The sequence below is a fragment of the Klebsiella sp. K-Nf6 genome (assembly GCF_002806655.1).
In the GTDB taxonomy this organism is placed as follows: Bacteria; Pseudomonadota; Gammaproteobacteria; order Enterobacterales; family Enterobacteriaceae; genus Klebsiella; species Klebsiella variicola.
In genome coordinates, this window is sequence record NZ_PIBN01000006.1 from 215,397 (window position 1) to 239,240 (window position 23,844).

16 protein-coding genes are annotated in these 23,844 nt (G+C 57.6%); 13 read left to right on the forward strand and 3 right to left on the reverse strand.

The annotated features are described in order from the left end of the window. Positions 1-308 precede the first annotated feature (308 nt). The 4 genes from CWM61_RS12795 (at position 309) to CWM61_RS12810 (ending at position 5,574) form a co-directional block, all read left to right on the forward strand. Positions 309-1,667 (forward strand): MFS transporter, encoded by a 1,359-nt coding sequence (locus tag CWM61_RS12795; RefSeq protein WP_061153492.1) that lies wholly within the window; start codon positions 309-311, stop codon positions 1,665-1,667. After that, entirely contained in the window at positions 1,664-3,004 is a 1,341-nt protein-coding gene (locus tag CWM61_RS12800) for an enolase C-terminal domain-like protein (protein WP_100631340.1), read from the forward strand. The genes CWM61_RS12795 and CWM61_RS12800 overlap by 4 nt, the downstream gene beginning before the upstream one ends. 17 nt (positions 3,005-3,021) lie before the next feature. Then, positions 3,022-4,362, forward strand: coding sequence for a glucarate dehydratase (gene gudD, locus CWM61_RS12805; RefSeq protein WP_074387731.1), 1,341 nt, complete (start codon positions 3,022-3,024; stop codon positions 4,360-4,362). A gap of 72 nt (positions 4,363-4,434) precedes the next feature. Then, positions 4,435-5,574, forward strand: coding sequence for a glycerate kinase (locus CWM61_RS12810; RefSeq protein WP_032731169.1), 1,140 nt, complete (start codon positions 4,435-4,437; stop codon positions 5,572-5,574). 157 nt (positions 5,575-5,731) lie between these two features. Here the strand turns inward: CWM61_RS12810 and barA are convergent, their stop codons facing one another. After that, positions 5,732-8,482, reverse strand: coding sequence for a two-component sensor histidine kinase BarA (barA, locus tag CWM61_RS12815; protein ID WP_100631341.1), 2,751 nt, complete (start codon positions 8,480-8,482; stop codon positions 5,732-5,734). A gap of 112 nt (positions 8,483-8,594) precedes the next feature. Between barA and rlmD the strand changes: the two genes are divergently transcribed. The 5 genes from rlmD (at position 8,595) to eno (ending at position 16,457) form a co-directional block, all read left to right on the forward strand. Then, complete coding sequence (rlmD, locus tag CWM61_RS12820) at positions 8,595-9,899, forward strand: 23S rRNA (uracil(1939)-C(5))-methyltransferase RlmD (protein ID WP_100631342.1); 1,305 nt, start codon at positions 8,595-8,597, stop codon at positions 9,897-9,899. A 121-nt stretch (positions 9,900-10,020) separates the two neighbouring features. Next, the gene (gene relA, locus CWM61_RS12825; protein WP_061153497.1) at positions 10,021-12,258 is read left to right on the forward strand and encodes a GTP diphosphokinase; all 2,238 of its coding nucleotides are present in this window, start codon (positions 10,021-10,023) and stop codon (positions 12,256-12,258) included. A gap of 111 nt (positions 12,259-12,369) precedes the next feature. Next, a complete protein-coding gene (gene mazG / locus CWM61_RS12830; protein WP_074387735.1) occupies positions 12,370-13,161 on the forward strand; it encodes a nucleoside triphosphate pyrophosphohydrolase in 792 nt (263 codons plus the stop codon). A gap of 279 nt (positions 13,162-13,440) precedes the next feature. Next, on the forward strand, positions 13,441-15,078 hold the full coding sequence (gene pyrG / locus CWM61_RS12835) for a glutamine hydrolyzing CTP synthase (RefSeq protein ID WP_061153499.1): 1,638 nt from the start codon (positions 13,441-13,443) through the stop codon (positions 15,076-15,078). A gap of 80 nt (positions 15,079-15,158) precedes the next feature. Further along, the gene (gene eno / locus CWM61_RS12840; protein ID WP_100631343.1) at positions 15,159-16,457 is read left to right on the forward strand and encodes a phosphopyruvate hydratase; all 1,299 of its coding nucleotides are present in this window, start codon (positions 15,159-15,161) and stop codon (positions 16,455-16,457) included. Between the two features lie 63 nt (positions 16,458-16,520). On the opposite strand, the gene CWM61_RS12845 is transcribed toward eno, so the two are convergent. Next, positions 16,521-17,630 carry an SDR family oxidoreductase gene (locus CWM61_RS12845; RefSeq protein WP_074387736.1) on the reverse strand — a complete coding sequence of 370 codons (1,110 nt, stop codon included), beginning with the start codon at positions 17,628-17,630 and terminating at the stop codon, positions 16,521-16,523. A gap of 475 nt (positions 17,631-18,105) precedes the next feature. Here CWM61_RS12845 and queE point away from each other — a divergent pair, with 475 nt between their 5' ends. Then, the gene (gene queE, locus CWM61_RS12850; RefSeq protein WP_008806241.1) at positions 18,106-18,777 is read left to right on the forward strand and encodes a 7-carboxy-7-deazaguanine synthase QueE; all 672 of its coding nucleotides are present in this window, start codon (positions 18,106-18,108) and stop codon (positions 18,775-18,777) included. Positions 18,778-18,815: 38 nt separating this feature from the next. Here queE and queD read toward each other — a convergent pair whose 3' ends face one another. Next, the gene (gene queD / locus CWM61_RS12855) at positions 18,816-19,181 is read right to left on the reverse strand and encodes a 6-carboxytetrahydropterin synthase QueD (RefSeq protein WP_004174641.1); all 366 of its coding nucleotides are present in this window, start codon (positions 19,179-19,181) and stop codon (positions 18,816-18,818) included. 316 nt (positions 19,182-19,497) lie between these two features. Here queD and cysJ point away from each other — a divergent pair, with 316 nt between their 5' ends. The 3 genes from cysJ (at position 19,498) to cysH (ending at position 23,841) form a co-directional block, all read left to right on the forward strand. After that, a complete protein-coding gene (gene cysJ, locus CWM61_RS12860; protein ID WP_100631344.1) occupies positions 19,498-21,297 on the forward strand; it encodes an NADPH-dependent assimilatory sulfite reductase flavoprotein subunit in 1,800 nt (599 codons plus the stop codon). Next, the gene (gene cysI / locus CWM61_RS12865; RefSeq protein WP_061153512.1) at positions 21,297-23,009 is read left to right on the forward strand and encodes an assimilatory sulfite reductase (NADPH) hemoprotein subunit; all 1,713 of its coding nucleotides are present in this window, start codon (positions 21,297-21,299) and stop codon (positions 23,007-23,009) included. The genes cysJ and cysI overlap by 1 nt, the downstream gene beginning before the upstream one ends. Positions 23,010-23,106: 97 nt before the next feature. Further along, positions 23,107-23,841: a phosphoadenosine phosphosulfate reductase gene (gene cysH / locus CWM61_RS12870; protein WP_008806238.1), complete on the forward strand. Its 735-nt coding sequence runs from the start codon at positions 23,107-23,109 to the stop codon at positions 23,839-23,841. Positions 23,842-23,844 lie beyond the last annotated feature (3 nt).

Genomic DNA, 23,844 nt, shown 5'->3' on the forward strand with positions numbered 1-23,844 from the left:
TGAGGTATTTCACACTCCGGCTCTTTTTGCTGCGCTTTGCGGCTCCAGCGGCGCTGGTTTTTCATTTCCGTGAACTTCCCCCCATTCTTTCAGGCATTCGCCACAAACCACCTGTAATAGCGGCGTAAAAGCTGTGTAGATGCACGGTGAGCCGCGGTGTGCCTCTTCATATACTGCTCCAGCCAGTGATAAATGCAGTGCCAGATATAACGACAACTATCAAAACACGACCACGTCATTCTGATTACCCTACAGGTTGTGCTGTTCAGAATGAACGTAGCTAAACGCTATGATTCAGGAGTACAACAATGAGTTCATTAAGTCAGGCGGCGACGGCGGCTGAAAAGCGCACCAACGCCCGCTACTGGATAGTGGTGATGCTGTTTATCGTCACTTCTTTTAACTATGGTGACCGGGCGACGCTGTCGATCGCCGGTTCGGAAATGGCCAAAGATATCGGCCTCGATCCTGTTGGCATGGGGTATGTGTTCTCCGCGTTCTCATGGGCTTATGTCATCGGCCAGATCCCGGGCGGCTGGCTGCTCGACCGCTTCGGTTCGAAGCGCGTCTATTTCTGGTCGATCTTCATTTGGTCGATGTTTACCCTGCTGCAGGGCTTCGTCGATATCTTCAGCGGCTTTGGCATTATCATCGCGCTGTTCACTTTGCGTTTCCTCGTCGGCCTTGCCGAGTCGCCGTCATTCCCCGGCAACAGCCGTATCGTCGCCGCCTGGTTCCCTGCGCAGGAGAGGGGGACGGCGGTATCGATTTTTAACTCCGCCCAGTACTTTGCCACCGTTATCTTCGCGCCGATCATGGGCTGGCTGACGCATGAGGTGGGTTGGTCGCACGTGTTCTTCTTTATGGGCGGCCTGGGGATCGTGATCAGCTTTGTATGGCTGAAAGTGATCCACGATCCGAACAACCATCCGGGCGTGAACCAGAAAGAGCTGGACTATATCGCCGAAGGCGGGGCGCTGATCAACATGGATCAGAAGAGCAGCGCACAGAAAGTGCCGTTTAGCGTCAAAATGGGGCAGATCAAACAGCTGATCGGATCGCGGATGATGATCGGCATCTATATCGGTCAGTACTGCATCAACGCCTTAACCTACTTCTTTATCACCTGGTTCCCGGTATATCTGGTGCAGGCGCGCGGTATGTCGATCCTCAAAGCCGGCTTTGTCGCGTCGATTCCGGCGGTGTGCGGCTTTGTCGGCGGGGTGCTGGGCGGGGTGATTTCCGACTGGTTAATGCGCCGCACCGGCTCGCTGAACATCGCGCGCAAAACGCCGATCGTGCTGGGGATGCTGCTCTCCATGACCATGCTGATGTGTAACTATGTCAATGTGGAGTGGATGGTGATCGGCTTTATGGCAATGGCCTTCTTCGGCAAAGGGATTGGGGCGCTCGGCTGGGCGGTGATGGCGGATACCGCGCCGAAAGAAATTAGCGGTCTCTCCGGCGGTCTGTTCAACATGTTCGGCAATATCTCCGGTATCGTCACTCCCATCGCCATCGGCTATATCGTTGGCACCACCGGCTCGTTCAACGGCGCGCTGATCTACGTCGGCATCCATGCCCTGGTGGCGGTGCTGAGCTACCTGGTGCTGGTGGGCGATATCAAACGCATCGAACTGAAACCTGTGGTGGGGCGCTCATCATGACGACCCAATCCAGCCCGATTATCACAGAGATGAAGGTCATTCCGGTGGCCGGGCACGACAGCATGCTGCTGAACATCGGCGGGGCGCACAACGCCTGGTTTACCCGCAATATCGTGGTATTGACCGATAACGCCGGCCACACCGGCGTTGGCGAAGCGCCCGGTGGGGAGGTTATCTACCAGACGCTGCTGGCGGCGATCCCGCAGGTGGTGGGCCAGGAGGTCGCCCGGCTCAATCGCGTGGTGCAGCAGGTGCATAAAGGCAATCAGGCGGCGGATTTCGATACCTTTGGCAAAGGGGCGTGGACCTTCGAACTGAAGGTTAACGCGGTGGCGGCGCTGGAAGCGGCGCTGCTCGACCTGCTCGGCCAGGTGCTGAAGGTGCCGGTCTGCGAGCTGCTGGGGCCGGGTAAGCAGCGTGATGCCGTCACCGTGCTGGGCTACCTGTTTTATATTGGCGATCGGCAGAAAACCGACCTTGGCTATCTGGACCATACGCCGGGCGATCATGAATGGTACCGCCTGCGTCATCAGCAGGCGTTGAGCAGCGAGGCGGTAGTGCGTCTGGCGGAAGCCGCCCAGGATCGCTACGGTTTCAAAGACTTTAAGCTGAAAGGCGGCGTGCTGCCCGGCGAGCAGGAGATCGACACCGCCCGGGCGCTGAAAAAGCGTTTCCCGGATGCGCGCATCACCGTCGACCCGAACGGCGCCTGGCTGCTGGATGAGGCCATCGCGCTGTGCAAAGGGCTGCAGGATGTCCTGACCTATGCCGAAGATCCGTGCGGCGCCGAGCAAGGCTTCTCCGGCCGGGAGGTGATGGCCGAGTTCCGTCGTGCCACCGGGCTGCCGGTCGCCACCAATATGATCGCCACCAACTGGCGCGAAATGGGTCATGCGGTGATGCTCAACGCCGTCGACATCCCGCTGGCGGACCCGCATTTCTGGACGCTCTCCGGCGCAGTACGGGTGGCGCAACTGTGTGACGACTGGGGGCTCACCTGGGGCTGCCATTCCAACAATCACTTTGATATTTCCCTGGCGATGTTTACCCACGTCGGCGCCGCCGCGCCGGGCAACCCCACCGCCATTGACACCCACTGGATCTGGCAGGAGGGCGACGCGCGCCTGACCAAAAATCCGCTGCAGATTATTCACGGCAAGATTGCCGTGCCAGACGCGCCGGGACTCGGCGTGGAACTTGACTGGGAGCAGGTGCGCAAAGCCCATGAGGCCTATAAAGCGCTGCCGGGCGGCGCGCGCAACGACGCAGGCCCGATGCAGTACCTGATCCCCGGCTGGACATTCGACCGCAAACGTCCCGTTTTCGGCCGCCACTAATTAAAAAGGATGATGCTATGACGACTTTCACTTCAACGCCCGTTGTTACGACCATGCAGGTGATCCCGGTTGCCGGCCATGACAGCATGCTGATGAACCTGAGCGGCGCGCACGCCCCGTACTTCACCCGCAATATTGTGATTATCAAAGATAACGCCGGGCATACCGGCGTCGGCGAAATCCCCGGTGGCGAAAAAATCCGCCAGACCCTGGAAGATGCCGCGCCGCTGGTGGTGGGCAAAACGCTGGGCGAGTACAAGAATGTGCTGGGCGCGGTGCGCAACCAGTTTGCCGACCGTGACGCCGGGGGCCGCGGCCTGCAGACCTTCGACCTGCGTACCACCATTCACGTGGTCACCGGGATTGAAGCGGCGCTGCTGGACCTGCTGGGCCAGCACCTTGGCGTCAATGTCGCTTCTCTGCTTGGCGATGGCCAGCAGCGCAGCGAAGTCGAAATGCTGGGCTATCTGTTTTTTGTCGGCAACCGCCACGCCACGCCGCTGGCCTATCAGAGCCAGCTGGATGAGCAGTGCGAATGGTATCGCCTGCGCCATGAAGAGGCGATGACGCCGGATGCGGTGGTCCGCCTGGCGGAAGCGGCGTATGAAAAATATGGCTTCAACGACTTTAAGCTGAAGGGCGGCGTGCTGGCCGGTTTTGAAGAAGCTGAGGCGATCAGCGCCCTGGCGAAACGCTTCCCGAATGCCCGCGTCACTCTCGACCCGAACGGCGCCTGGCTGCTGGAGGAAGCCATCCAGATTGGTAAACAGCTGAAGGGCGTGCTGGCCTATGCGGAAGACCCATGCGGCGCCGAACAAGGTTTCTCTGGCCGCGAAGTGATGGCCGAGTTCCGCCGCGCGACGGGCCTGCCGACCGCGACCAATATGATCGCCACCGACTGGCGACAGATGGGCCATACCTTGTCCCTGCAGTCGGTGGATATCCCGCTGGCGGACCCGCACTTCTGGACCATGCAGGGGTCGGTGCGTGTGGCGCAGATGTGCCATGAGTTCGGCCTGACCTGGGGATCGCACTCCAATAACCACTTCGACGTGTCGCTGGCGATGTTCACCCACGTCGCGGCAGCGGCGCCGGGCAAAATCACCGCGATTGATACCCACTGGATTTGGCAGGAGGGCAACCAGCGTCTGACCAAACAACCTTTTGAAATCAAAGGCGGTATGGTGCAGGTACCGAGTACCCCGGGCCTGGGGGTTGAGCTGGATATGGACCGCGTGATGCAGGCAAATGAGCTATATAAGAAACATGGTCTTGGCGCCCGCGACGATGCGATGGCGATGCAGTATCTGATCCCGGGCTGGACCTTTGACAACAAGCGTCCATGCATGGTGCGCTAAAAGGCCGCCGGCCTCTGCGGGGGCCGGCATTGCGCGACAGCGCCAGGGGTTGGCTCAGAGTAAGGACAGCACATGAAAATAGTGATCGCACCGGATTCCTGGAAGGAGAGTCTGAGCGCGCTGGAAGTGGCCACGGCGATAGAGCAAGGCTTTCGCGAGATTTATCCTGACGCGGAGTACGTCAAGCTGCCGGTTGCCGACGGTGGTGAAGGGACGGTGGAAGCCATGGTGGCGGCGACCGGCGGGCATCAGGTTCCGCTGACGGTCACCGGGCCGCTGGGTGAACCGGTTGAGGCATTTTATGGGCTGTCCGGCGATCGCCAGTGCGCCTTTATCGAAATGGCGGCAGCCAGCGGGCTGGAGAGTGTCCCGCCGGCGCAGCGTAATCCGCTGCTGACCACCTCCTGGGGGACCGGGGAGCTGATCCGCCACGCGCTGGACGCCGGCGTGCGGCAGATCATTATTGGCATTGGCGGCAGTGCGACCAATGACGGCGGCGCCGGGATGGCGCAGGCGCTGGGGGCGAAACTGTTGACCGCCGACGGCCAGCAAATCGCCTCCGGGGGCGGCGCGCTGGAGACGCTGGCGCGTATCGACCTTAGCGAACTCGATCCGCGGCTGGCAGATTGCCGGATTGAGGTTGCCTGCGACGTCACCAACCCGCTAACCGGCCCGCAGGGGGCCAGCGCGGTGTTCGGCCCACAAAAAGGGGCGACGACGCAGATGATCGACCGCCTCGACAGCGGCCTGCTGCACTATGCCCGGATTATCGCCCGCGATTTAGATATCGATGTGCTGAGCCTGGAGGGCGGTGGCGCGGCGGGCGGCATGGGGGCGGCGCTGTATGCGTTTTGTGGCGCAACGCTGCGCCCGGGCATTGAGATCGTCACCGATGCGTTGCAGCTGGCGACGCGGGTGGCGGATGCCGATTTAGTGATCACCGGCGAAGGGCGAATCGATAGCCAGACGATCCACGGCAAGGTGCCGGTGGGGGTAGCGAAGGTGGCGAAGCGTTTTAACGTCCCGGTGATTGGGATTGCCGGCAGCCTTACCGCCGATGTCGGGGTGGTGCATCAGCACGGACTGGATGCGGTATTCAGCGTGTTATATACCATCTGTACCCTGGATGAAGCGCTGGCCAATGCCGCCGCCAACCTGCGGATGACGGCGCGTAACGTCGCCGCGGTTTTGCAGATGGGCGGTAAGCGGTAACCCGGCTGGCGCAGTGGTATTTGTAGCCCGGATAAGGTGCGTAGCACCGCGATCCGGGAACCGTCCCCGGTGGCGCTTACGCTTACCGGGGCTACCAACCGAGTACTGGACCGTAGGGCGTAGCCCGGATGAGGCGCGTAGCGCCGCTATCCGGGGTTTACACTCCCATCCGGCACGCTTCGCGGGCCACATTATCCATCTCGTCTAACAGCTCGAGCAGCTCCGGCTCCAGATCCTCGGCGGCGGTACCCGCCCGCAGCTGACTCTCCAGGGTATGACAGAGCTTTTTCAGCCGCGGCACGCCGCTGTAGCTGCAGCTGCCGTGCAGTTTGTGGATCAGATCCACCAGCCCTTCCGGCTGCTCGCCGACCAGCTGCTCTTCCACTTTATTACGCACCTCCGGCATAAAGGCGATCAGCATCTGCAACATTTCCCGCGCCAGATCCGGCTTCATGGCGGCCTGACGCAGCGCCAGCTGCCAGTCAAGCGTCAGGTTATGGTCGATGACCGGCTCTGCGGGCGGTAGCGCCGCCGGAGCGACGCTGTGCAGGCCGGGCTGATAGCGCAGCAGCAGGGCGTACAGTTTCTCTTCTTCAATCGGCTTCGCCAGATAATCGTTCATGCCGGCGCTCAACAGCTTCTCCCGCTGGCCCTCCAGGGCGTGCGCGGTGACTGCAATCACCGGGGTCTGCTGATGATGTGACAGATGATGAATCAGCTCGCAGGCGCGGATGCCGTCCATATCCGGCATCTGAATATCCATCAGGATCAGATCCATCTGCAGCCGCTTGGCCTGGTCCACGGCCTGCTGGCCGCTGTCGCAGAGGATCACCTGCTGCACAAGGTCGTCCAGCAGGGCGCCAATCAGCTTCAGGTTAGCCGGATTGTCGTCGACGGCCATCACGGTCATCGGCAGCTTATGGCTGTCGGCCTGCGTCAACGGCGCGGAAGCCGGCGCATGATTGGTGGCCACCAGCGCCGGCAGCAGACGGGTGGTAGTGAGCGGTTTCAACAGGCAGGCCGCGACGCCGTCGCGCTTCAGGGCTTCGGCGCTGACCTGGGCATGACATGGCAGAGCGAGCAGCACGTTGTCAGACATCGCACGGGCTTTGACTAATTTTTCCCGGTGCGGCGACAAATCGCGCATTGAGACCGGGATGCCGACCAGCAGAATGTCGTACTGCGCTTCCGCCAGCGAGGAGAAGGTAGGGCTGTAGATCACCTCCAGCGGCGTGGCGGCCAGCATCTCCAGCGTACATTGCGCCGCCGTCGCGTTGGCTTCCACATAGGCCAGACGTTTGCCCGTCAGCCCGTCGGTGTTCAGCATATCCGGAATGGCGTTTGGGTTGAGATCAAGGCTGATATGGAACCAGAAGGTGGAGCCGCGGTTCGGCTGACTGTGGAACGAAATATCGCCGCCCATCTCTTTGACCAGACGCTGGGTGATCACCAGCCCAAGCCCGGTGCCGCCGTGCCGGCGTGAAATGCTGGCATCGGCCTGACGGAAGGCCTGGAACAGTCGGGACTGGTCGCGCTCGGGGATGCCGATGCCGGTATCGTGGATCTGAATTTCGATCTGTACCCGCGAGTTGCTGATGGCCCGCTGCTCCACCAGCACGTCGATATTGCCGTGCTCGGTGAATTTAATCGCATTGCCCACGAGGTTGGTCACAATCTGCTGCAGACGCAGCGGGTCGCCAATGACGTTATCCGGCACATTGTTCTTAATGTTCAGCGTCAGCTCCAGCCCTTTATCGTGCGCGGAATGCGCCAGCAGGGTGACCACTTCATCAAGCGAGGTGCGCAGCAGGAACGGAATACTCTCCAGAATCAGCTTCCCGGCTTCCAGCTTGGAAAAGTCGAGCACGTCATTGATGATCGCCAGCAGATTATTGGCCGAACGTTCGATGGTGGTCAGGTGGTCGCGCTGCGTGGCGTTGAGATCGGTTTTCAGCGTCAAGCGGGTAAAGCCGATCACCCCATTGAGCGGGGTGCGCAGTTCGTGGGACATATTGGCCAGGAACTCAGACTTAATGCGCGCCGCCTCCTGGGCGCGCTTTTTCGCCAGGTCCAGCTCAACGTTCTGGATCTCCATCTGCTCAAGGGTTTCCCGCAGATCGGAGGTCGCCTGGTCGACGTTGTGCTGCATCTCCTCATGGTAGGCCGCCAGCGACATGGCCATCGAGTTAATGCCGTTTTTCAACATATCCAGTTCGCCGAGCATAAAACCCTCGACCCGGCTGTCCAGTTGTCCGCGGCGGATGCGGTCGACGGTGTTGACCATATTGCGGATAGGCCCGGTGACGTCGCGCATCAGGCGCCAGCCGAAGATTAGCGCGATGCCAATGCAGAACAGCATCATCACACTGGAGATGAAAATCTCTTTGTACTGCTGGAGGCGGACTGATTTCAGATCCAGCTCCAGCGCGACGTAGCCCAGCATATTGCCCGGCATTTTGGCGTCAGATTCGGGGGACTCATCAGGCGAATAGCTTTCCGAGACGATCGGCGTGCGCAGGATCATGATGTCACCGTCGCGGATGACGCTGAGATGGCGGGGAAATGCCTCGCCTTTGGGGATCTGCAGTTCGCTGGGGTTGAGCTGGTAATTGGAGGTGACAAACAGCCGGTTATGCGAATCATATACCGAGATGGCCCGCACGATCTCCGAATGACGCCGATGCAGGACGCTGATCAGCTGGCCGATGGATTCGCGGTTTTGCAAATTCATGCCATATTCGCTGGAGACCGCCAGCGGCTCAATAATGCTGGCGCCGGCGTCCTCCAGCTGGCGTTGCAGGTCGTTATAACGATGAGCAACAAAGAAAATACTGAGCAACAGCCCAATCAGGACGGTTGGCGCCAGTATCAGAATCATCATGCGAGCACGCAGGCTGTAGTTGGTCATGCGGTTCCATTATGGGAGAATATAGACATCATCGTTCTGTGCGCGTCGGTGCGCTTCGCGGCACTGCCGCCCTGAACGAGCTCGTTTTATTTGATTGAGACAACTCTCTACGATGGCGCAATTCTACTCTGCAAAACGGCGTGTGACGACGCGCCAGATCATAACCGTTACAGTCAATGACCTCGATCCCTTTGGTCAGGGCGTTGCCCGCCACCAGGGAAAGGCGCTGTTCGTGAGCGGTGTGCTGCCGCAGGAGCAGGCCGAGGTGGTGCTGGTGGAAGACAAAAAACAGTATGCCCGCGCCCAGGTGAAACGCCGTCTAACCGACAGCCCGCAGCGCCAGGCGCCGCGCTGCCCGCATTTTGGCGTCTGCGGCGGTTGCCAACAACAGCATGCCAGCGTCGTGCTTCAGCAGCAAAGTAAACGCGCCGCGCTGGCGCGGCTGATGAAGCGTGAGGTGGATGAGGTCATCGCCGGCGTGCCGTGGGGCTACCGCCGTCGCGCGCGCTTAAGCTTGAATTATCAGCCAAAGACCCAACAATTGCAGATGGGTTTTCGCCAGGCCAACGCCAAAGCGATCGTCGACGTGGTGCAATGCCCTGTTTTGGCGCCCCAACTTGAGGCATTGCTGCCTGCCGTGCGCGAGTGCTTAAGCGCGCTGAGCGCATTACGCCACCTCGGCCATGTCGAGCTGGTGCAGGCGGACAACGGCCCGCTGATGGTGCTGCGCCATACCGCTGCCCTGCCAGCGGGCGACAGGGAAAAACTGGAACGCTTTTCGCAAACTCACGGTCTTTCCCTGTACCTCGCGCCGCAAAGCGAGATACTGGAACATATTCATGGCGAAGCACCATGGTATACCTCAGACGGACTACGCTTAGTGTTCAGTCCGCGGGATTTTATCCAGGTCAACGACGGCGTGAATCAGCAGATGGTGCGTACTGCGCTGGAATGGCTGGATCTGCAGCCAGAGGACCGGGTACTGGATCTGTTCTGCGGAATGGGCAATTTTACCCTGCCGCTGGCGACTCGCGCCGCCCACGTGGTGGGGGTGGAAGGGGTGCCTGCGCTGGTAGAAAAGGGGCGGGAAAACGCCGCCCTCAATGGTTTATCAAATGTCACTTTCTTCCATGAAAATCTGGAAGAGGATGTCACCCGTCAGGCCTGGGCGAAGCACGGCTTTGATAAAGTGCTGCTGGACCCGGCCCGCGCCGGCGCGCCGGGCGTGATGCCGCATATTATAAAACTGGCACCGCGGCGGGTGGTGTATGTTTCCTGCAACCCGGCGACGCTGGCGCGAGACAGCGAAACCCTGTTGCAGGCTGGATATCAGATTCAACGCCTGGCGATGCTGGATATGTTCCCGCATACCGGTCATCTGGAATCAATGGTGTTGTTTGAGCGCAGGCTTACATAAGGTCATTCACAACGTCGCAGAAGAGCCACCCTGGCCGTCAATGCTGACGCGACCTGCAGGATGACATGTAGAAAGTTGAGGCTTGCCGACTTCGGCAGGCCGGTCCCTTAAGGAGAGGACAATGGTTGCGGTAAGAAGTGCACATCTTAATAAAGCTGGTGAATTTGACCCGAAGAAATGGATCGCGAGTCTGGGGATTTCCAGCCAGCAGTCGTGTGAGCGCTTAGCCGAAACCTGGGATTATTGTCGCGAAAAAACGCAAGGACACCCGCAGGCAGACCTGCTGCTGTGGCGTGGCGTCGAAATGGTGGAGATTCTGTCCACCCTGAGTATGGATCTCGATACGCTGCGCGCGGCGCTGTTGTTCCCACTGGCGGACGGTGAAGTCGTCAGTGAAGAGGTCATGCAGGAGAGTGTGGGTAAATCGGTCGTGACCCTGATTCACGGGGTGCGGGACATGGCCGCTATCCGCCAGCTAAAAGCCACCCATACCGACTCGGTATCTTCCGAGCAGGTGGATAACATTCGCCGCATGCTGCTGGCGATGGTTGACGATTTCCGCTGCGTGGTCATCAAGCTTGCTGAGCGTATCGCGCATCTGCGCGAAGTCAAAGACGCGCCGGAAGATGAACGCGTGCTGGCGGCGAAAGAGTGCACCAATATCTATGCGCCGCTGGCGAACCGCTTAGGTATCGGCCAGCTGAAGTGGGAGCTGGAAGATTACTGCTTCCGTTATCTGCATCCGGCAGAATACAAGCGTATAGCTAAACTGCTCCACGAACGTCGTATCGACCGTGAGCATTACATCGACGAGTTCGTCGGCCACCTGCGCTCGGAGATGAAAGCTGAAGGCGTCAAGGCGGAAGTCTATGGCCGGCCGAAACACATCTACAGCATCTGGCGCAAAATGCAGAAAAAACACCTCGCGTTTGACGAGCTGTTTGACGTTCGCGCGGTGCGTATTGTGGCTGAGCGTTTGCAGGATTGTTACGCCGCGCTAGGGATCGTCCATACCCACTATCGTCACCTGCCGGATGAATTCGATGACTACGTGGCCAACCCGAAACCCAACGGCTATCAGTCTATTCATACAGTGGTGCTGGGCCCGAGCGGCAAGACGGTGGAGATTCAAATTCGCACCCGGCAGATGCATGAAGATGCTGAGCTTGGCGTGGCCGCGCACTGGAAGTACAAAGAGGGCGCAGGAGCGGGCACTGGCGGTGGCCGTGGCTATGAGGATCGCATCGCCTGGCTGCGTAAGCTGATTGCCTGGCAGGAAGAGATGGCCGACTCTGGCGAAATGCTCGACGAAGTGCGCAGTCAGGTCTTCGACGATCGTGTCTATGTCTTTACACCGAAAGGCGACGTGGTGGACCTGCCGGCGGGGTCGACGCCGCTCGACTTTGCCTACCATATCCACAGCGACGTCGGCCATCGTTGCATCGGCGCCAAAATTGGCGGCCGCATCGTGCCGTTCACCTATCAGCTGCAGATGGGCGATCAGATTGAAATTATTACTCAGAAGCAGCCGAACCCGAGCCGTGACTGGCTGAATCCTAACCTCGGTTACGTGACCACCAGCCGCGGACGCTCCAAGATCCACGCCTGGTTCCGTAAGCAGGACCGCGACAAGAACATTCTCGCCGGGCGGCAGATCCTCGACGACGAACTGGAGCATCTGGGCATCGGCCTTAAGGATGCGGAAAAACACCTGCTGCCGCGCTACAACTTCAATGAGCTCGATGAACTGCTGGCCGCCATTGGCGGCGGCGATATCCGTCTCAACCAGATGGTCAATTTCCTGCAGGCGCAGTTCAATAAACCGAGCGCCGCTGAGCAGGATGCGGCCGCGCTGAAGCAGCTGCAGCAGAAAACCTACGCCCCACAGAACCGCACCAAGGACAATGGCCGAGTGGTGGTGGAAGGGGTTGGCAACCTGATGCACCATATTGCCCGCTGCTGCCAGCCGATTCCGGGCGATGAGATCGTCGGCTTTATCACCCAGGGGCGCGGGATTTCCGTGCATCGCGCCGACTGCGATCAGCTGGCTGAACTGCAGTCGCATGCCCCGGAGCGCATCGTCGATGCGGTATGGGGTGAAAGCTACTCGGCGGGCTACTCGCTGGTGGTCAGGGTGGAGGCGAACGATCGCAGCGGGTTACTGCGCGATATCACCACCATCCTCGCCAATGAGAAGGTGAACGTGCTGGGGGTCGCCAGCCGGAGCGATACCCGTCAGCAGCTGGCAACCATCGATATGACCATTGAGATTTACAACCTGCAGGTGCTGGGCCGGGTGCTCGGTAAGCTGAACCAGGTGCCCGATGTCATTGACGCGCGCCGTCTGCACGGCGGTTAAGTCGTCTCCAGGCCGGATAAGGCGAAACCGCCATCCGGCAATTTCGCAACGCCGGATAAGGTCTAAACGCCTTATCCGGTCGACTATTTTTTACATTTCCAGGATTGTCACATGACTCAAATTGACCGCTTGCTCGGCATCATGCGCCGCCTGCGCGACCCGGAAAACGGCTGCCCGTGGGATAAAGAGCAGACCTTTGCCACTATCGCCCCTTACACCCTTGAGGAGACCTACGAGGTCCTCGATGCTATCCAGCGGGAAGATTTTGACGACCTGCGCGGTGAGCTGGGCGATCTGCTGTTCCAGGTGGTGTTCTATGCACAAATGGCGCAGGAAGAGGGACGCTTTAACTTTGACGATATCTGCGCCGCCATCAGCGACAAGCTGGAGCGCCGCCATCCCCATATTTTCGCTGATGCTACTGCAGGAAACAGCAGCGAAGTCCTGGCCCGCTGGGAGCAGATCAAAAGCGCGGAGCGGGCGGAAAAAGCCCAGCATTCGGCGCTGGACGACATTCCCCATAGCCTGCCGGCGCTGATGCGCGCGCATAAAATCCAGCGCCGCTGCTCGGCAGTGGGTTTCGACTGGACCTCGCTGGGCCCGGTGCTCGACAAGGTGCATGAAGAAATTGATGAAGTGATGCATGAAGCGCAGCAGGCGGTAGTGGATGAAGCGAAACTGGAAGAGGAAGTCGGTGACCTGCTGTTCGCCACGGTGAATTTATCCCGTCATTTGGGCGTCAAAGCCGAGGTGGCTCTGCAGAAAGCGAACCTCAAATTTGAGCGTCGCTTCCGTGAAGTCGAGCGCATTGTCGCCGCCCGCGGCCTCGAAATGACCGGTGTCGACCTCGATACCATGGAAGAAGTGTGGCAGGAAGTAAAGCGCCAGGAAACTGATCTCTAACGAGTTTTCGTGATCAAGCGCGATTTGTGTGATTTTATAAATAACAAGCGCTTGATTTACGTCAAAAACATTTCGCCAAAAGCGTCTATTTTCTCTTTCCGTTATGTCGTTGAAACACCATGTAGCCTGCCTCTTCGAGTTGTTCGAGTCGCAACACAGGTGCAACTTGAAGAACGAAGGGGAGGGGAGAATGAAAGTTTGTGGCGTCACGCATGTTCGGGTATACTACTTTCCCGTCCTGGTTATTCCATCGTTTTACCCTAACTTCTCAGGTTCAGCATGACAACGAACTATATTTTTGTGACCGGCGGGGTCGTATCCTCTCTGGGTAAAGGCATTGCCGCAGCCTCCCTGGCAGCCATTCTTGAAGCCCGTGGTCTCAACGTGACCATCATGAAACTGGATCCGTACATCAACGTCGATCCGGGTACCATGAGCCCAATCCAGCATGGGGAAGTGTTCGTTACTGAAGACGGCGCAGAAACCGATCTGGACCTGGGCCACTATGAGCGTTTCATCCGCACCAAGATGACGCGTCGCAACAACTTCACCACCGGCCGTATCTACTCCGACGTACTGCGTAAAGAGCGCCGTGGTGACTATCTGGGCGCGACCGTTCAGGTTATCCCGCACATCACCAACGCTATCAAAGAGCGCGTACTGGCGGGTGGCGAAGGCCATGACGTGGTGCTGGTGGAAATCGGCGGTACTGTAGGCGATATCGAATCCCTGCCGTTCCTCGAAGCCATTCGTCAGATGGCGGTAGAAATCGGCCGCGAGCATACCCTGTTTATGCACCTGACCCTGGTGCCGTACATGGCCGCCGCGGGCGAAGTCAAAACCAAGCCGACCCAGCACTCCGTGAAAGAGCTGCTCTCCATCGGTATTCAGCCAGATATCCTGATCTGCCGCTCAGACCGCGCAGTTCCGGCCAACGAACGTGCGAAAATTGCTTTGTTCTGTAACGTTCCGGAAAAGGCTGTGATTTCTCTGAAAGACGTCGATTCCATTTATAAAATTCCGGGCCTGTTGAAATCTCAGGGGCTGGACGATTATATTTGTAAACGATTCAGCTTAACTTGTCCGGAAGCAAACCTGGCCGAATGGGAACAGGTAATCTATGAAGAAGCCAATCCGGCAGGCGAAGTCACCATCGGTATGGTCGGTAAGTACATTGAACTGCCGGATGCCTACAAGTCGGTGATTGAAGCGCTGAAACACGGTGGTCTGAAAAACCGCGTGACCGTCAACATCAAGCTGATCGATTCGCAGGATGTGGAAACGCGCGGCGTCGAAATCCTTAAGAATTTGGACGCGATCCTTATCCCGGGCGGCTTCGGCTACCGCGGTGTAGAAGGTAAGATCGCCACCGCGCGCTATGCGCGTGAGAATAATATTCCTTATCTGGGCATCTGCCTGGGTATGCAGGTTGCGCTGATTGAATTCGCGCGCAACGTAGCGGGCATGGAAAACGCCAACTCTACGGAATTTGTGCCAGACTGTAAGTACCCGGTGGTGGCGCTGATTACCGAATGGCGTGACGAAGAAGGCAACGTTGAGGTTCGTTCTGAGAAGAGCGATCTTGGCGGCACCATGCGCCTGGGTGCGCAGCAGTGCCAGCTGGATGATGATTCTCTGGTTCGTCAGCTGTATGGCGAGCCGACTATCACCGAGCGCCATCGTCACCGCTACGAAGTCAACAACATGTTGTTGAAACCGATTGAAGCTGCTGGTCTGCGCGTTGCGGGCCGTTCCGGGGATGATCAGTTGGTCGAGATCATCGAAGTGCCGAACCATCCGTGGTTTGTTGCCTGCCAGTTCCACCCGGAGTTTACTTCGACGCCGCGTGACGGCCACCCGCTGTTTGCCGGCTTTGTGAAAGCCGCGAGCGAGTACCAGAAGCGTCAGGCGAAGTAAAAGAGTTAGAACGGCAATGCACCCAACTGGGTGCATTGTTTGTCTGGAGTTTTAGTTTAACTTGTACTGAGGAAAACCTAATGTCCAAAATCGTTAAAGTCATCGGTCGTGAAATCATCGACTCCCGTGGTAACCCGACTGTTGAAGCCGAAGTACACCTGGAAGGTGGTTTCGTCGGTATGGCAGCTGCTCCGTCAGGTGCTTCTACTGGTTCCCGCGAAGCGCTGGAACTGCGCGATGGCGACAAATCCCGTTTCCTGGGTAAAGGCGTAACCAAAGCTGTTGCTGCGGTAAACGGCCCGATCGCTCAGGCAATCCTGGGCAAAGATGCTAAAGATCAGGCTGGCATCGACAAGAACATGATCGACCTGGACGGTACTGAAAACAAATCTAACTTCGGTGCGAACGCTATCCTGGCTGTTTCTCTGGCAAACGCCAAAGCAGCTGCAGCGTCCAAAGGCCTGCCGCTGTACGCGCACATCGCGGAACTGAACGGCACTCCGGGCAAATACTCCATGCCGGTTCCGATGATGAACATCATCAACGGTGGTGAGCACGCTGACAACAACGTCGACATCCAGGAATTCATGATTCAGCCGGTTGGCGCGCCGACCCTGAAAGAAGCCGTACGCATGGGTTCTGAAGTGTTCCATCACCTGGCGAAAGTGCTGAAGTCCAAAGGCATGAACACTGCCGTTGGTGACGAAGGCGGCTACGCGCCGAACCTGGGTTCTAACGCCGAAGCACTGGCTGTTATCGCTGAAGCGGTTAAAGCAGCTGGCTACGAGCTGGGCAAAGATATCACCCTGGCGATGGACTGCGCAGCATCTGAATTCTACAAAGATGGTAAATACGTTCTGGCTGGCGAAGGCAACAAAGCGTTCACCTCTGAAGAGTTCACTCACTTCCTGGAAGATCTGACCAAACAGTACCCGATCGTCTCCATCGAAGATGGCCTGGACGAATCTGACTGGGACGGTTTCGCATACCAGACCAAAGTACTGGGCGACAAAATCCAGCTGGTTGGTGACGACCTGTTCGTAACCAACACCAAGATCCTGAAAGAAGGTATCGATAAAGGCATCGCTAACTCCATCCTGATCAAATTCAACCAGATCGGTTCTCTGACCGAAACTCTGGCTGCAATCAAGATGGCGAAAGACGCTGGCTACACCGCTGTCATCTCTCACCGTTCTGGTGAAACTGAAGACGCGACCATCGCTGACCTGGCTGTCGGTACCGCTGCAGGCCAGATCAAAACCGGTTCTATGAGCCGTTCTGACCGCGTTGCTAAATACAACCAGCTGATTCGTATCGAAGAAGCGCTGGGTGAGCAAGCGCCGTTCAACGGTCGTAAAGAGATCAAAGGCCAGGCTTAATCCTGTCTTTGTGAAATAAAAATGCCAGCCTCAGGGCTGGCATTTTTTTTACGCCGTCAGCCATCATTTAAAATCGACGGCCATTTGCTGGGGGATCGACAGCCCGCGGGTGGTCTCCACGCAGCGGTCGATGTAATCCGTAAAGCGCGGTGGTTTTGGCATTCCCATGCTCAACAGCTTGTCGTTGCTAAAGCGCACGTTCAGCGTGGCGAAGGCGCCATATAAACGCATGGCTTTCAGCATCAGACGTTCATTGCATGGCCCAAAGATCCCTTTCAGTTCACGACGCATTTTGACCAGCGTTTCATAGCTGACCTGGGCGTACTTATCCCCTACCGGGGCCTGCTCCAGGGCCTGGGCCATCGCCCGGTCGATTTCAGCAAACTTCACGCTATTCTCCTCCCCGGCAGAGATGTGCACCACCTCGCCGTGGGCCAGCGGCTGGTTAAGTAGCATCAGCAAGGCATCAGCACAGTAGTCCACCGGGATGACATCGATTCGGTCTTCCATGGAACATAAAAATTTCTGCAGCATCAGCCCCATGCTGAACACCCAGAAAATACTGCTGGAAGGCCGGCAGCCGTGATGAGTATGACCCACCACGATAGAGGGGCGGGCAATGACCAGCGGCAGCGTAGGGCAATGCTGCTGCATCAACTGCTCGATGGTCGATTTCGAATGGGTGTATTCCACCAGGTGCTCAGCGCGTTCCCGAAACTCCGCGCTTTCGGCGACCAGTGAATCCGGCTCAGGTGAGCAGGACATGGCTGTGCCGACGTGCAGAAAGCGCTGTAGACCCTCAACCTGCGCCATCCGTTGCGCCAGGCGCAGCGTACCCTCAACGTTAACCTTCCAGATGAGCGGGTTGCTGCCAAACGAGGCGACAGCGGCGCAGTTGAGGACATGCGTCACCTGATCGAGGCGCGGATCGTTAAGAAAATGCTCCGGAGAGGCGAGATCGCCCAGCAGGATATGCTGCGGGTGAAGCATCGCCAGCTTCTCCTCGGCAATATTGAACTTACGCATGTTCTCTTTGACACGTTCGAGGCCAGCCTCGGGGCTATCAGCACGCACCAGCAGCAGCAGGTCTAACCGGGTTTCCTGATGGAGTATTTTCTCTAACGCGGCACCGCCCAGAAAACCCGTAACGCCGGTAATTAATAATGTGGTCATAAACGCTATCTCATTATGGTTGGTCTGCGGGATTCTAGGTGGGCAAAAGTAAACGACGATTAAATAAAAAAGGGGCCCGATCAGGGCTTTATTAAGACCAGTTTAAGGTTATTATCACCGGCGGATTGAATTAGACTCTCAGATCAGATAGATAATTCACTCTTTCATGTATCTGTTTGTACATTGCTGTATTTTAAGGTTTTTTGTTTTTATCTCTGGACCTTTTATTTTATCCGGAAGGACAGGGATAACATTTTCTGTTACATATTTTCCGCCCACGCGTCAGAATGCTATTTATTTTAATTCTTATCATGCTAATAAACTAAGCCAAAAGAAAAGATTGCTTTTTTAATCAATAATATTATTCCCGACACGGATATTGACGGAGGGGTAAAAAAGGGATCGCAGCGCAGGACAAGACCTGTGCGCTGAAATCTGCGATAATGGACGTTTATGACCCTAAACAGAGATGACTATGCAGTACCCGATTAACGAGATGTTCCAGACCCTGCAAGGCGAGGGTTACTTCACCGGCGTGCCTGCCATTTTTATTCGTCTGCAGGGATGCCCGGTAGGATGCGCGTGGTGTGACACCAAGCATACTTGGGACAAGCTGGCCGATCGGGAAGTGTCGTTGTTCAGCATTCTGGCGAAAACTAAAGAGAGTGATAAATGGGGTCCGGCAAGCAGCGAGGATCTGCTGGCGATTATTGGACGTCAGGGGTGGACTGCCCGCCACGTGGTCATTACCGGCGGTGAACCCTGCATTCATGATTTAACGCCGTTAACCTCGCTTCTGGAACAAAACGGCTTTAGCTGTCAGATTGAAACCAGCGGCACCCATGAAGTGCGCTGCAGCCACAACACCTGGGTGACGGTATCCCCTAAGGTCAATATGCGTGGCGGGTATGATGTGCTGTCTCAGGCTCTGCAGCGGGCGGATGAGATCAAGCATCCGGTAGGGCGCGTCCGCGACATCGAAGCGCTGGACGAACTGCTGGAAACGCTGAGCGATGACAAACCGCGGATCATCGCCCTGCAGCCGATCAGTCAGAAAGAAGACGCGACGCGCCTGTGTATCGACACCTGCATCGCCCGCAACTGGCGCCTGTCCATGCAGACACACAAGTATTTGAATATTGCCTGAAAAAAGCCCGGCAGCGTACTGACCGGGCTTTTTTTCGCTTACTCGCCGCGATAGACGCAGCCAGCGGTGCAGGTCTCTTTGACCATCACGGCGCTCAGCAGCGGTACCCGCGGTTTCATCTCATCCCAGATCCATTTCGCCAGCACTTCGCTGGTGGGGTTTTCCAGACCGGGGATATCGTTCAGATAATAGTGGTCCAGGCGATCGTATGTCGGCTTGAAGGCGGCCTTCAGCTCGGCAAAATCCATGATCCACCCGGTATGGGGATCGACTTCACCGGTGATCTCCAGACGCACCATAAAGGAGTGGCCATGCAGGCGACCGCATTTGTGCCCTTCCGGGACGTGCGGCAGGTGGTGGGCGGCTTCGAAGGTGAAATCTTTAAACAGCGTGGTGGACATCATTGACTCTCAACAGGACGAAAAAAACCGCCGTAGGGTACCGGAAAGCACATTTTTTCGCATTAACTAAAACGGCCCTGAACAGAAAATGGACACATTTATCTGGGTTATTTGAATTAAATGGTTATATTTCATGTGGTTATTTAATCGATTTTGTTGTTAATAACTACAACTAAAACAGGTTAGTCCATTTGGTTATTTATTATTTCCATCCCTTCTTTAATTGTTACTATCAGCACCGTTACCCTTCTATTCTCTTCTGTTTTTGTCGCGCTGACAGGGTGCGAATAACAGCTTTGCTTACTGGAACAAACGACGCATGACGACACAGGCCACACCTTCCAACTTGCTGCCGCTCAACCCGGAGCAACTGGCGCGCCTTCAGGCGGCCACCACTGACTTCACGCCTACCCAGCTTGCCTGGGTATCTGGCTATTTCTGGGGCGTGCTGAATCAGCAGTCCGGCGCGGCTGTGGCCGTTCCTGCCCAGGCCGCTGAGGTGCCCTCGATCACGCTGATTTCCGCCTCGCAAACCGGCAACGCCCGCCGCGTCGCCGAAGCGCTGCGCGACGATCTGCTGGCAGCGAAGCTGAACGTGAAGCTGGTGAATGCAGGCGATTATAAATTCAAACAAATTGCTGCGGAAAAACTGCTGGTGGTCGTGACGTCCACCCAGGGGGAAGGTGAGCCGCCGGAAGAAGCGGTCGCATTGCATAAGTTCCTGTTCTCGAAAAAAGCGCCGAAGCTGGACGGGACCGCGTTCGCTGTCTTTGGCCTCGGCGATACTTCTTATGAATTCTTCTGCCAGTCCGGCAAAGATTTCGACAGCAAGCTGGCCGAGCTCGGTGCGGAACGCCTGCTCGATCGCGTCGATGCCGACGTCGAATATCAGACCGCAGCTGCGGAATGGCGCGCACGCGTTGTTGAGGTGCTGAAGGCCCGTGCGCCAGTTGCCGCGCCCGCTCAGCTGGCCACCAGCGGCGGGGTGAACGACATCCATACCAGTCCGTACACCAAAGAGGCTCCGCTGTCGGCGACCCTGTCGGTCAACCAGAAAATCACTGGCCGCGATTCCGAAAAAGATGTGCGCCATATTGAAATTGACCTCGGTGATTCCGGTCTGCGCTATCAGCCGGGCGACGCGCTGGGCGTCTGGTATCAAAACGATCCTCAGCTGGTCAAAGAGCTGGTGGAGCTGCTGTGGCTGAAAGGTGACGAGCCGGTAACCGTTGATGGCAAAACTCTGCCGCTGGCTGAAGCGCTGGAGTGGCATTTTGAACTGACGGTTAACACCGCGACTATCGTCGAAAACTACGCCACCCTGACCCGCAGCGAATCGCTGCTGCCGCTGGTGGGAGATAAAGCTCAGCTGCAGCAGTATGCTGCTGCGACGCCGATCGTCGATATGGTCCGTTTCTCCCCGGCACAGCTGGACGCCGAGGCGTTAATCGGTCTGCTGCGTCCGCTGACGCCGCGCCTGTACTCGATTGCCTCCTCGCAGGCGGAAGCTGAAAGCGAAGTGCATGTCACCGTAGGCGTAGTGCGCTATGAAATTGAAGGTCGCGCCCGCGCTGGCGGTGCCTCCAGCTTCCTCGCCGACCGCGTGGAAGAAGATGGCGAAGTCCGCGTCTTTATTGAACACAACGACAACTTCCGTCTGCCGGCTAACCCGGAGACGCCGGTGATCATGATTGGCCCGGGCACCGGTATTGCGCCGTTCCGCGCCTTTATGCAGCAGCGCGCAGCGGACGGGGCACAAGGCAAGAACTGGTTATTCTTCGGCAACCCGCACTTCACTGAAGATTTCCTCTATCAGGTGGAGTGGCAGAGCTATGTGAAGGAAGGTCTGCTGACCCGTATCGATCTGGCCTGGTCCCGCGATCAACAACAAAAAATCTACGTGCAGGACAAACTGCGCGAGCAGGGAGCCGAGCTGTGGCGCTGGATCAATGATGGCGCCCACATTTATGTCTGCGGCGACGCCAATCGTATGGCGAAAGACGTGGAACATACTTTACTGGAAGTGATTGCCGAATACGGCGCGATGGACGCCGAAGCGGCGGACGAATTTTTAAGTGAGCTGCGCGTTGAGCGCCGTTATCAGCGAGATGTCTACTAATGAGCGAAAAACATCCGGGGCCTTTAGTGGTCGAAGGTAAACTGACCGATGCCGAGCGCATGAAGCTTGAGAGCAACTACCTGCGCGGCACCATTGCGGAAGATTTAAACGACGGTCTGACCGGCGGTTTTAAAGGTGATAACTTCCTGCTGATCCGTTTCCACGGCATGTACCAGCAGGACGATCGCGATATCCGCGCGGAACGCGCCGCCCAGAAGCTGGAGCCGCGTCATGCGATGCTGCTGCGCTGCCGTCTGCCGGGCGGGGTGATCACCACTACCCAGTGGAAGGCGATCGATAAGTTTGCCGCTGACAACACCATTTACGGCAGTATTCGCCTGACCAACCGGCAGACTTTCCAGTTCCACGGTATTCTGAAAAAGAACGTGAAGCCGGTGCATCAGATGCTGCACTCGGTGGGGCTGGACGCGCTGGCCACCGCCAACGATATGAACCGTAACGTGCTGTGCACCTCCAACCCGCATGAGTCGCAGCTGCACGCTGAGGCCTACGAGTGGGCGAAAAAGATCTCCGAGCATCTTCTGCCGCGCACTCGCGCTTATGCCGAGATCTGGCTGGATCAGAAAAAGGTCGCGACTACCGACGAAGAGCCGATCCTCGGTCAAACCTATCTGCCGCGTAAGTTTAAAACGACGGTGGTGATCCCGCCGCAGAACGATATCGATCTGCACGCTAATGACATGAACTTCGTGGCGATCGCCGAAAACGGCAAGCTGGTGGGCTTTAACCTGCTGGTGGGCGGCGGTCTCTCTATCGAACACGGCAACAAGAAAACCTACGCCCGCACGGCGAGCGAATTCGGCTATCTGCCTCTGGAGCATACTCTGGCGGTGGCGGAAGCGGTCGTGACTACCCAGCGCGACTGGGGCAACCGTACCGACCGTAAGAATGCGAAAACCAAGTACACCCTTGAGCGCGTTGGCGTCGAAACCTTCAAGGCGGAAGTGGAGCGCCGGGCCGGCATTAAGTTTGAGCCGATCCGTCCGTACGAATTCACCGGCCGCGGCGACCGCATCGGCTGGGTGAAAGGGATTGATGACAAATGGCACCTGACGCTGTTTATTGAAAACGGCCGCATTCTCGATTATCCGGGACGCCCGCTGAAGACTGGCCTGCTGGAGATTGCTAAGATCCATAAAGGCGAATTCCGCATCACTGCCAACCAGAACCTGATCATCGCCAGCGTACCGGAAGATCAGAAGGCGCGGATCGAGAAGCTGGCGCGGGATCATGGTCTGATGAATGCCGTTACTCCGCAGCGTGAAAACTCGATGGCCTGCGTCTCCTTCCCGACCTGCCCGCTGGCGATGGCGGAAGCCGAACGTTTCCTGCCGTCGTTTATCGACAAGGTGGAAGGGGTGATGAACAAGCACGGCGTGAGCGATGAGCATATCGTCACCCGCGTCACCGGCTGCCCGAACGGCTGTGGTCGCGCGATGCTGGCGGAAGTGGGGCTGGTGGGCAAAGCGCCAGGTCGCTACAACCTGCACCTTGGCGGTAACCGCAGCGGCACCCGTATCCCGCGGATGTACCGTGAGAATATCACCGAGTCGGAAATTCTCGACTCGCTAGACGAACTGGTAGGGCGCTGGGCGAAAGAGCGTGAAGCGGGTGAAGGCTTCGGCGACTTTACGGTGCGTGCGGGCATCATTCGCCCGGTGCTCGACCCAGCCCGCGATTTCTGGGAATAACATCCTGGTGCCCGGTGGCGCGTAGCGTCCGGGCTTACAAAACCCGTAGGCCGGGCAAACGCAGTGCCGCCCGGCATAACAGGCAAACGAGGTTTATATGTCCGTACTCGATCTAAACGCGCTTAATGCATTGCCGAAAGTGGAACGTATCCTGGCGCTGGCGGAGACCAATGCGAAGCTGGAGAAGCTCAGCGCCGAAGAACGCGTAGCGTGGGCGCTGGAAAATCTGCCTGGCGAGTATGCTTTGTCTTCCAGCTTTGGCATTCAGGCGGCGGTGAGTCTGCACCTGGTCAACCAGCTGCGCCCGGATATTCCGGTGATCCTCACGGATACCGGCTATCTGTTTCCGGAAACCTATCAGTTTATCGATGAGTTAACCGACAAGCTCAAGCTGAACCTGAAGGTCTATCGGGCGCAGGAGAGCGCCGCCTGGCAGGAGGCGCGCTACGGTAAGCTGTGGGAGCAGGGCGTTGAGGGCATTGAGAAATACAATGAGATCAACAAAGTGGAGCCAATGAACCGGGCGCTGAAAGAGCTTAACACCCAGACCTGGTTCGCTGGTCTGCGCCGCGAGCAGTCCGGTAGCCGGGCGACCTTACCGGTGCTGGCTATCCAGCGCGGGGTGTTCAAGGTGCTGCCGATTATCGACTGGGATAACCGGACGGTATATCAGTACCTGCAAAAGCACGGGCTGAAATACCACCCGCTGTGGGATCAGGGCTATCTGTCGGTAGGCGATACCCACACCACCCGCAAATGGGAGCCAGGCATGGCAGAAGAAGAGACCCGGTTCTTCGGGCTTAAACGCGAGTGCGGATTGCACGAGGGTTAAGCT

What these genes read in the sequence shown, in the direction of transcription:
- CWM61_RS12795 (WP_061153492.1), top strand. Translation starts at nt 309, where the DNA reads ATGAGTTCATTAAGTCAGGCGGCGACGGCGGCTGAAAAGCGCACCAAC.
- CWM61_RS12800 (WP_100631340.1), top strand. Translation starts at nt 1,664, where the DNA reads ATGACGACCCAATCCAGCCCGATTATCACAGAGATGAAGGTCATTCCG.
- gudD (WP_074387731.1), top strand. Translation starts at nt 3,022, where the DNA reads ATGACGACTTTCACTTCAACGCCCGTTGTTACGACCATGCAGGTGATC.
- CWM61_RS12810 (WP_032731169.1), top strand. Translation starts at nt 4,435, where the DNA reads ATGAAAATAGTGATCGCACCGGATTCCTGGAAGGAGAGTCTGAGCGCG.
- barA (WP_100631341.1), bottom strand. Translation starts at nt 8,482, where the DNA reads ATGACCAACTACAGCCTGCGTGCTCGCATGATGATTCTGATACTGGCG.
- rlmD (WP_100631342.1), top strand. Translation starts at nt 8,595, where the DNA reads ATGGCGCAATTCTACTCTGCAAAACGGCGTGTGACGACGCGCCAGATC.
- relA (WP_061153497.1), top strand. Translation starts at nt 10,021, where the DNA reads ATGGTTGCGGTAAGAAGTGCACATCTTAATAAAGCTGGTGAATTTGAC.
- mazG (WP_074387735.1), top strand. Translation starts at nt 12,370, where the DNA reads ATGACTCAAATTGACCGCTTGCTCGGCATCATGCGCCGCCTGCGCGAC.
- pyrG (WP_061153499.1), top strand. Translation starts at nt 13,441, where the DNA reads ATGACAACGAACTATATTTTTGTGACCGGCGGGGTCGTATCCTCTCTG.
- eno (WP_100631343.1), top strand. Translation starts at nt 15,159, where the DNA reads ATGTCCAAAATCGTTAAAGTCATCGGTCGTGAAATCATCGACTCCCGT.
- CWM61_RS12845 (WP_074387736.1), bottom strand. Translation starts at nt 17,630, where the DNA reads ATGACCACATTATTAATTACCGGCGTTACGGGTTTTCTGGGCGGTGCC.
- queE (WP_008806241.1), top strand. Translation starts at nt 18,106, where the DNA reads ATGCAGTACCCGATTAACGAGATGTTCCAGACCCTGCAAGGCGAGGGT.
- queD (WP_004174641.1), bottom strand. Translation starts at nt 19,181, where the DNA reads ATGATGTCCACCACGCTGTTTAAAGATTTCACCTTCGAAGCCGCCCAC.
- cysJ (WP_100631344.1), top strand. Translation starts at nt 19,498, where the DNA reads ATGACGACACAGGCCACACCTTCCAACTTGCTGCCGCTCAACCCGGAG.
- cysI (WP_061153512.1), top strand. Translation starts at nt 21,297, where the DNA reads ATGAGCGAAAAACATCCGGGGCCTTTAGTGGTCGAAGGTAAACTGACC.
- cysH (WP_008806238.1), top strand. Translation starts at nt 23,107, where the DNA reads ATGTCCGTACTCGATCTAAACGCGCTTAATGCATTGCCGAAAGTGGAA.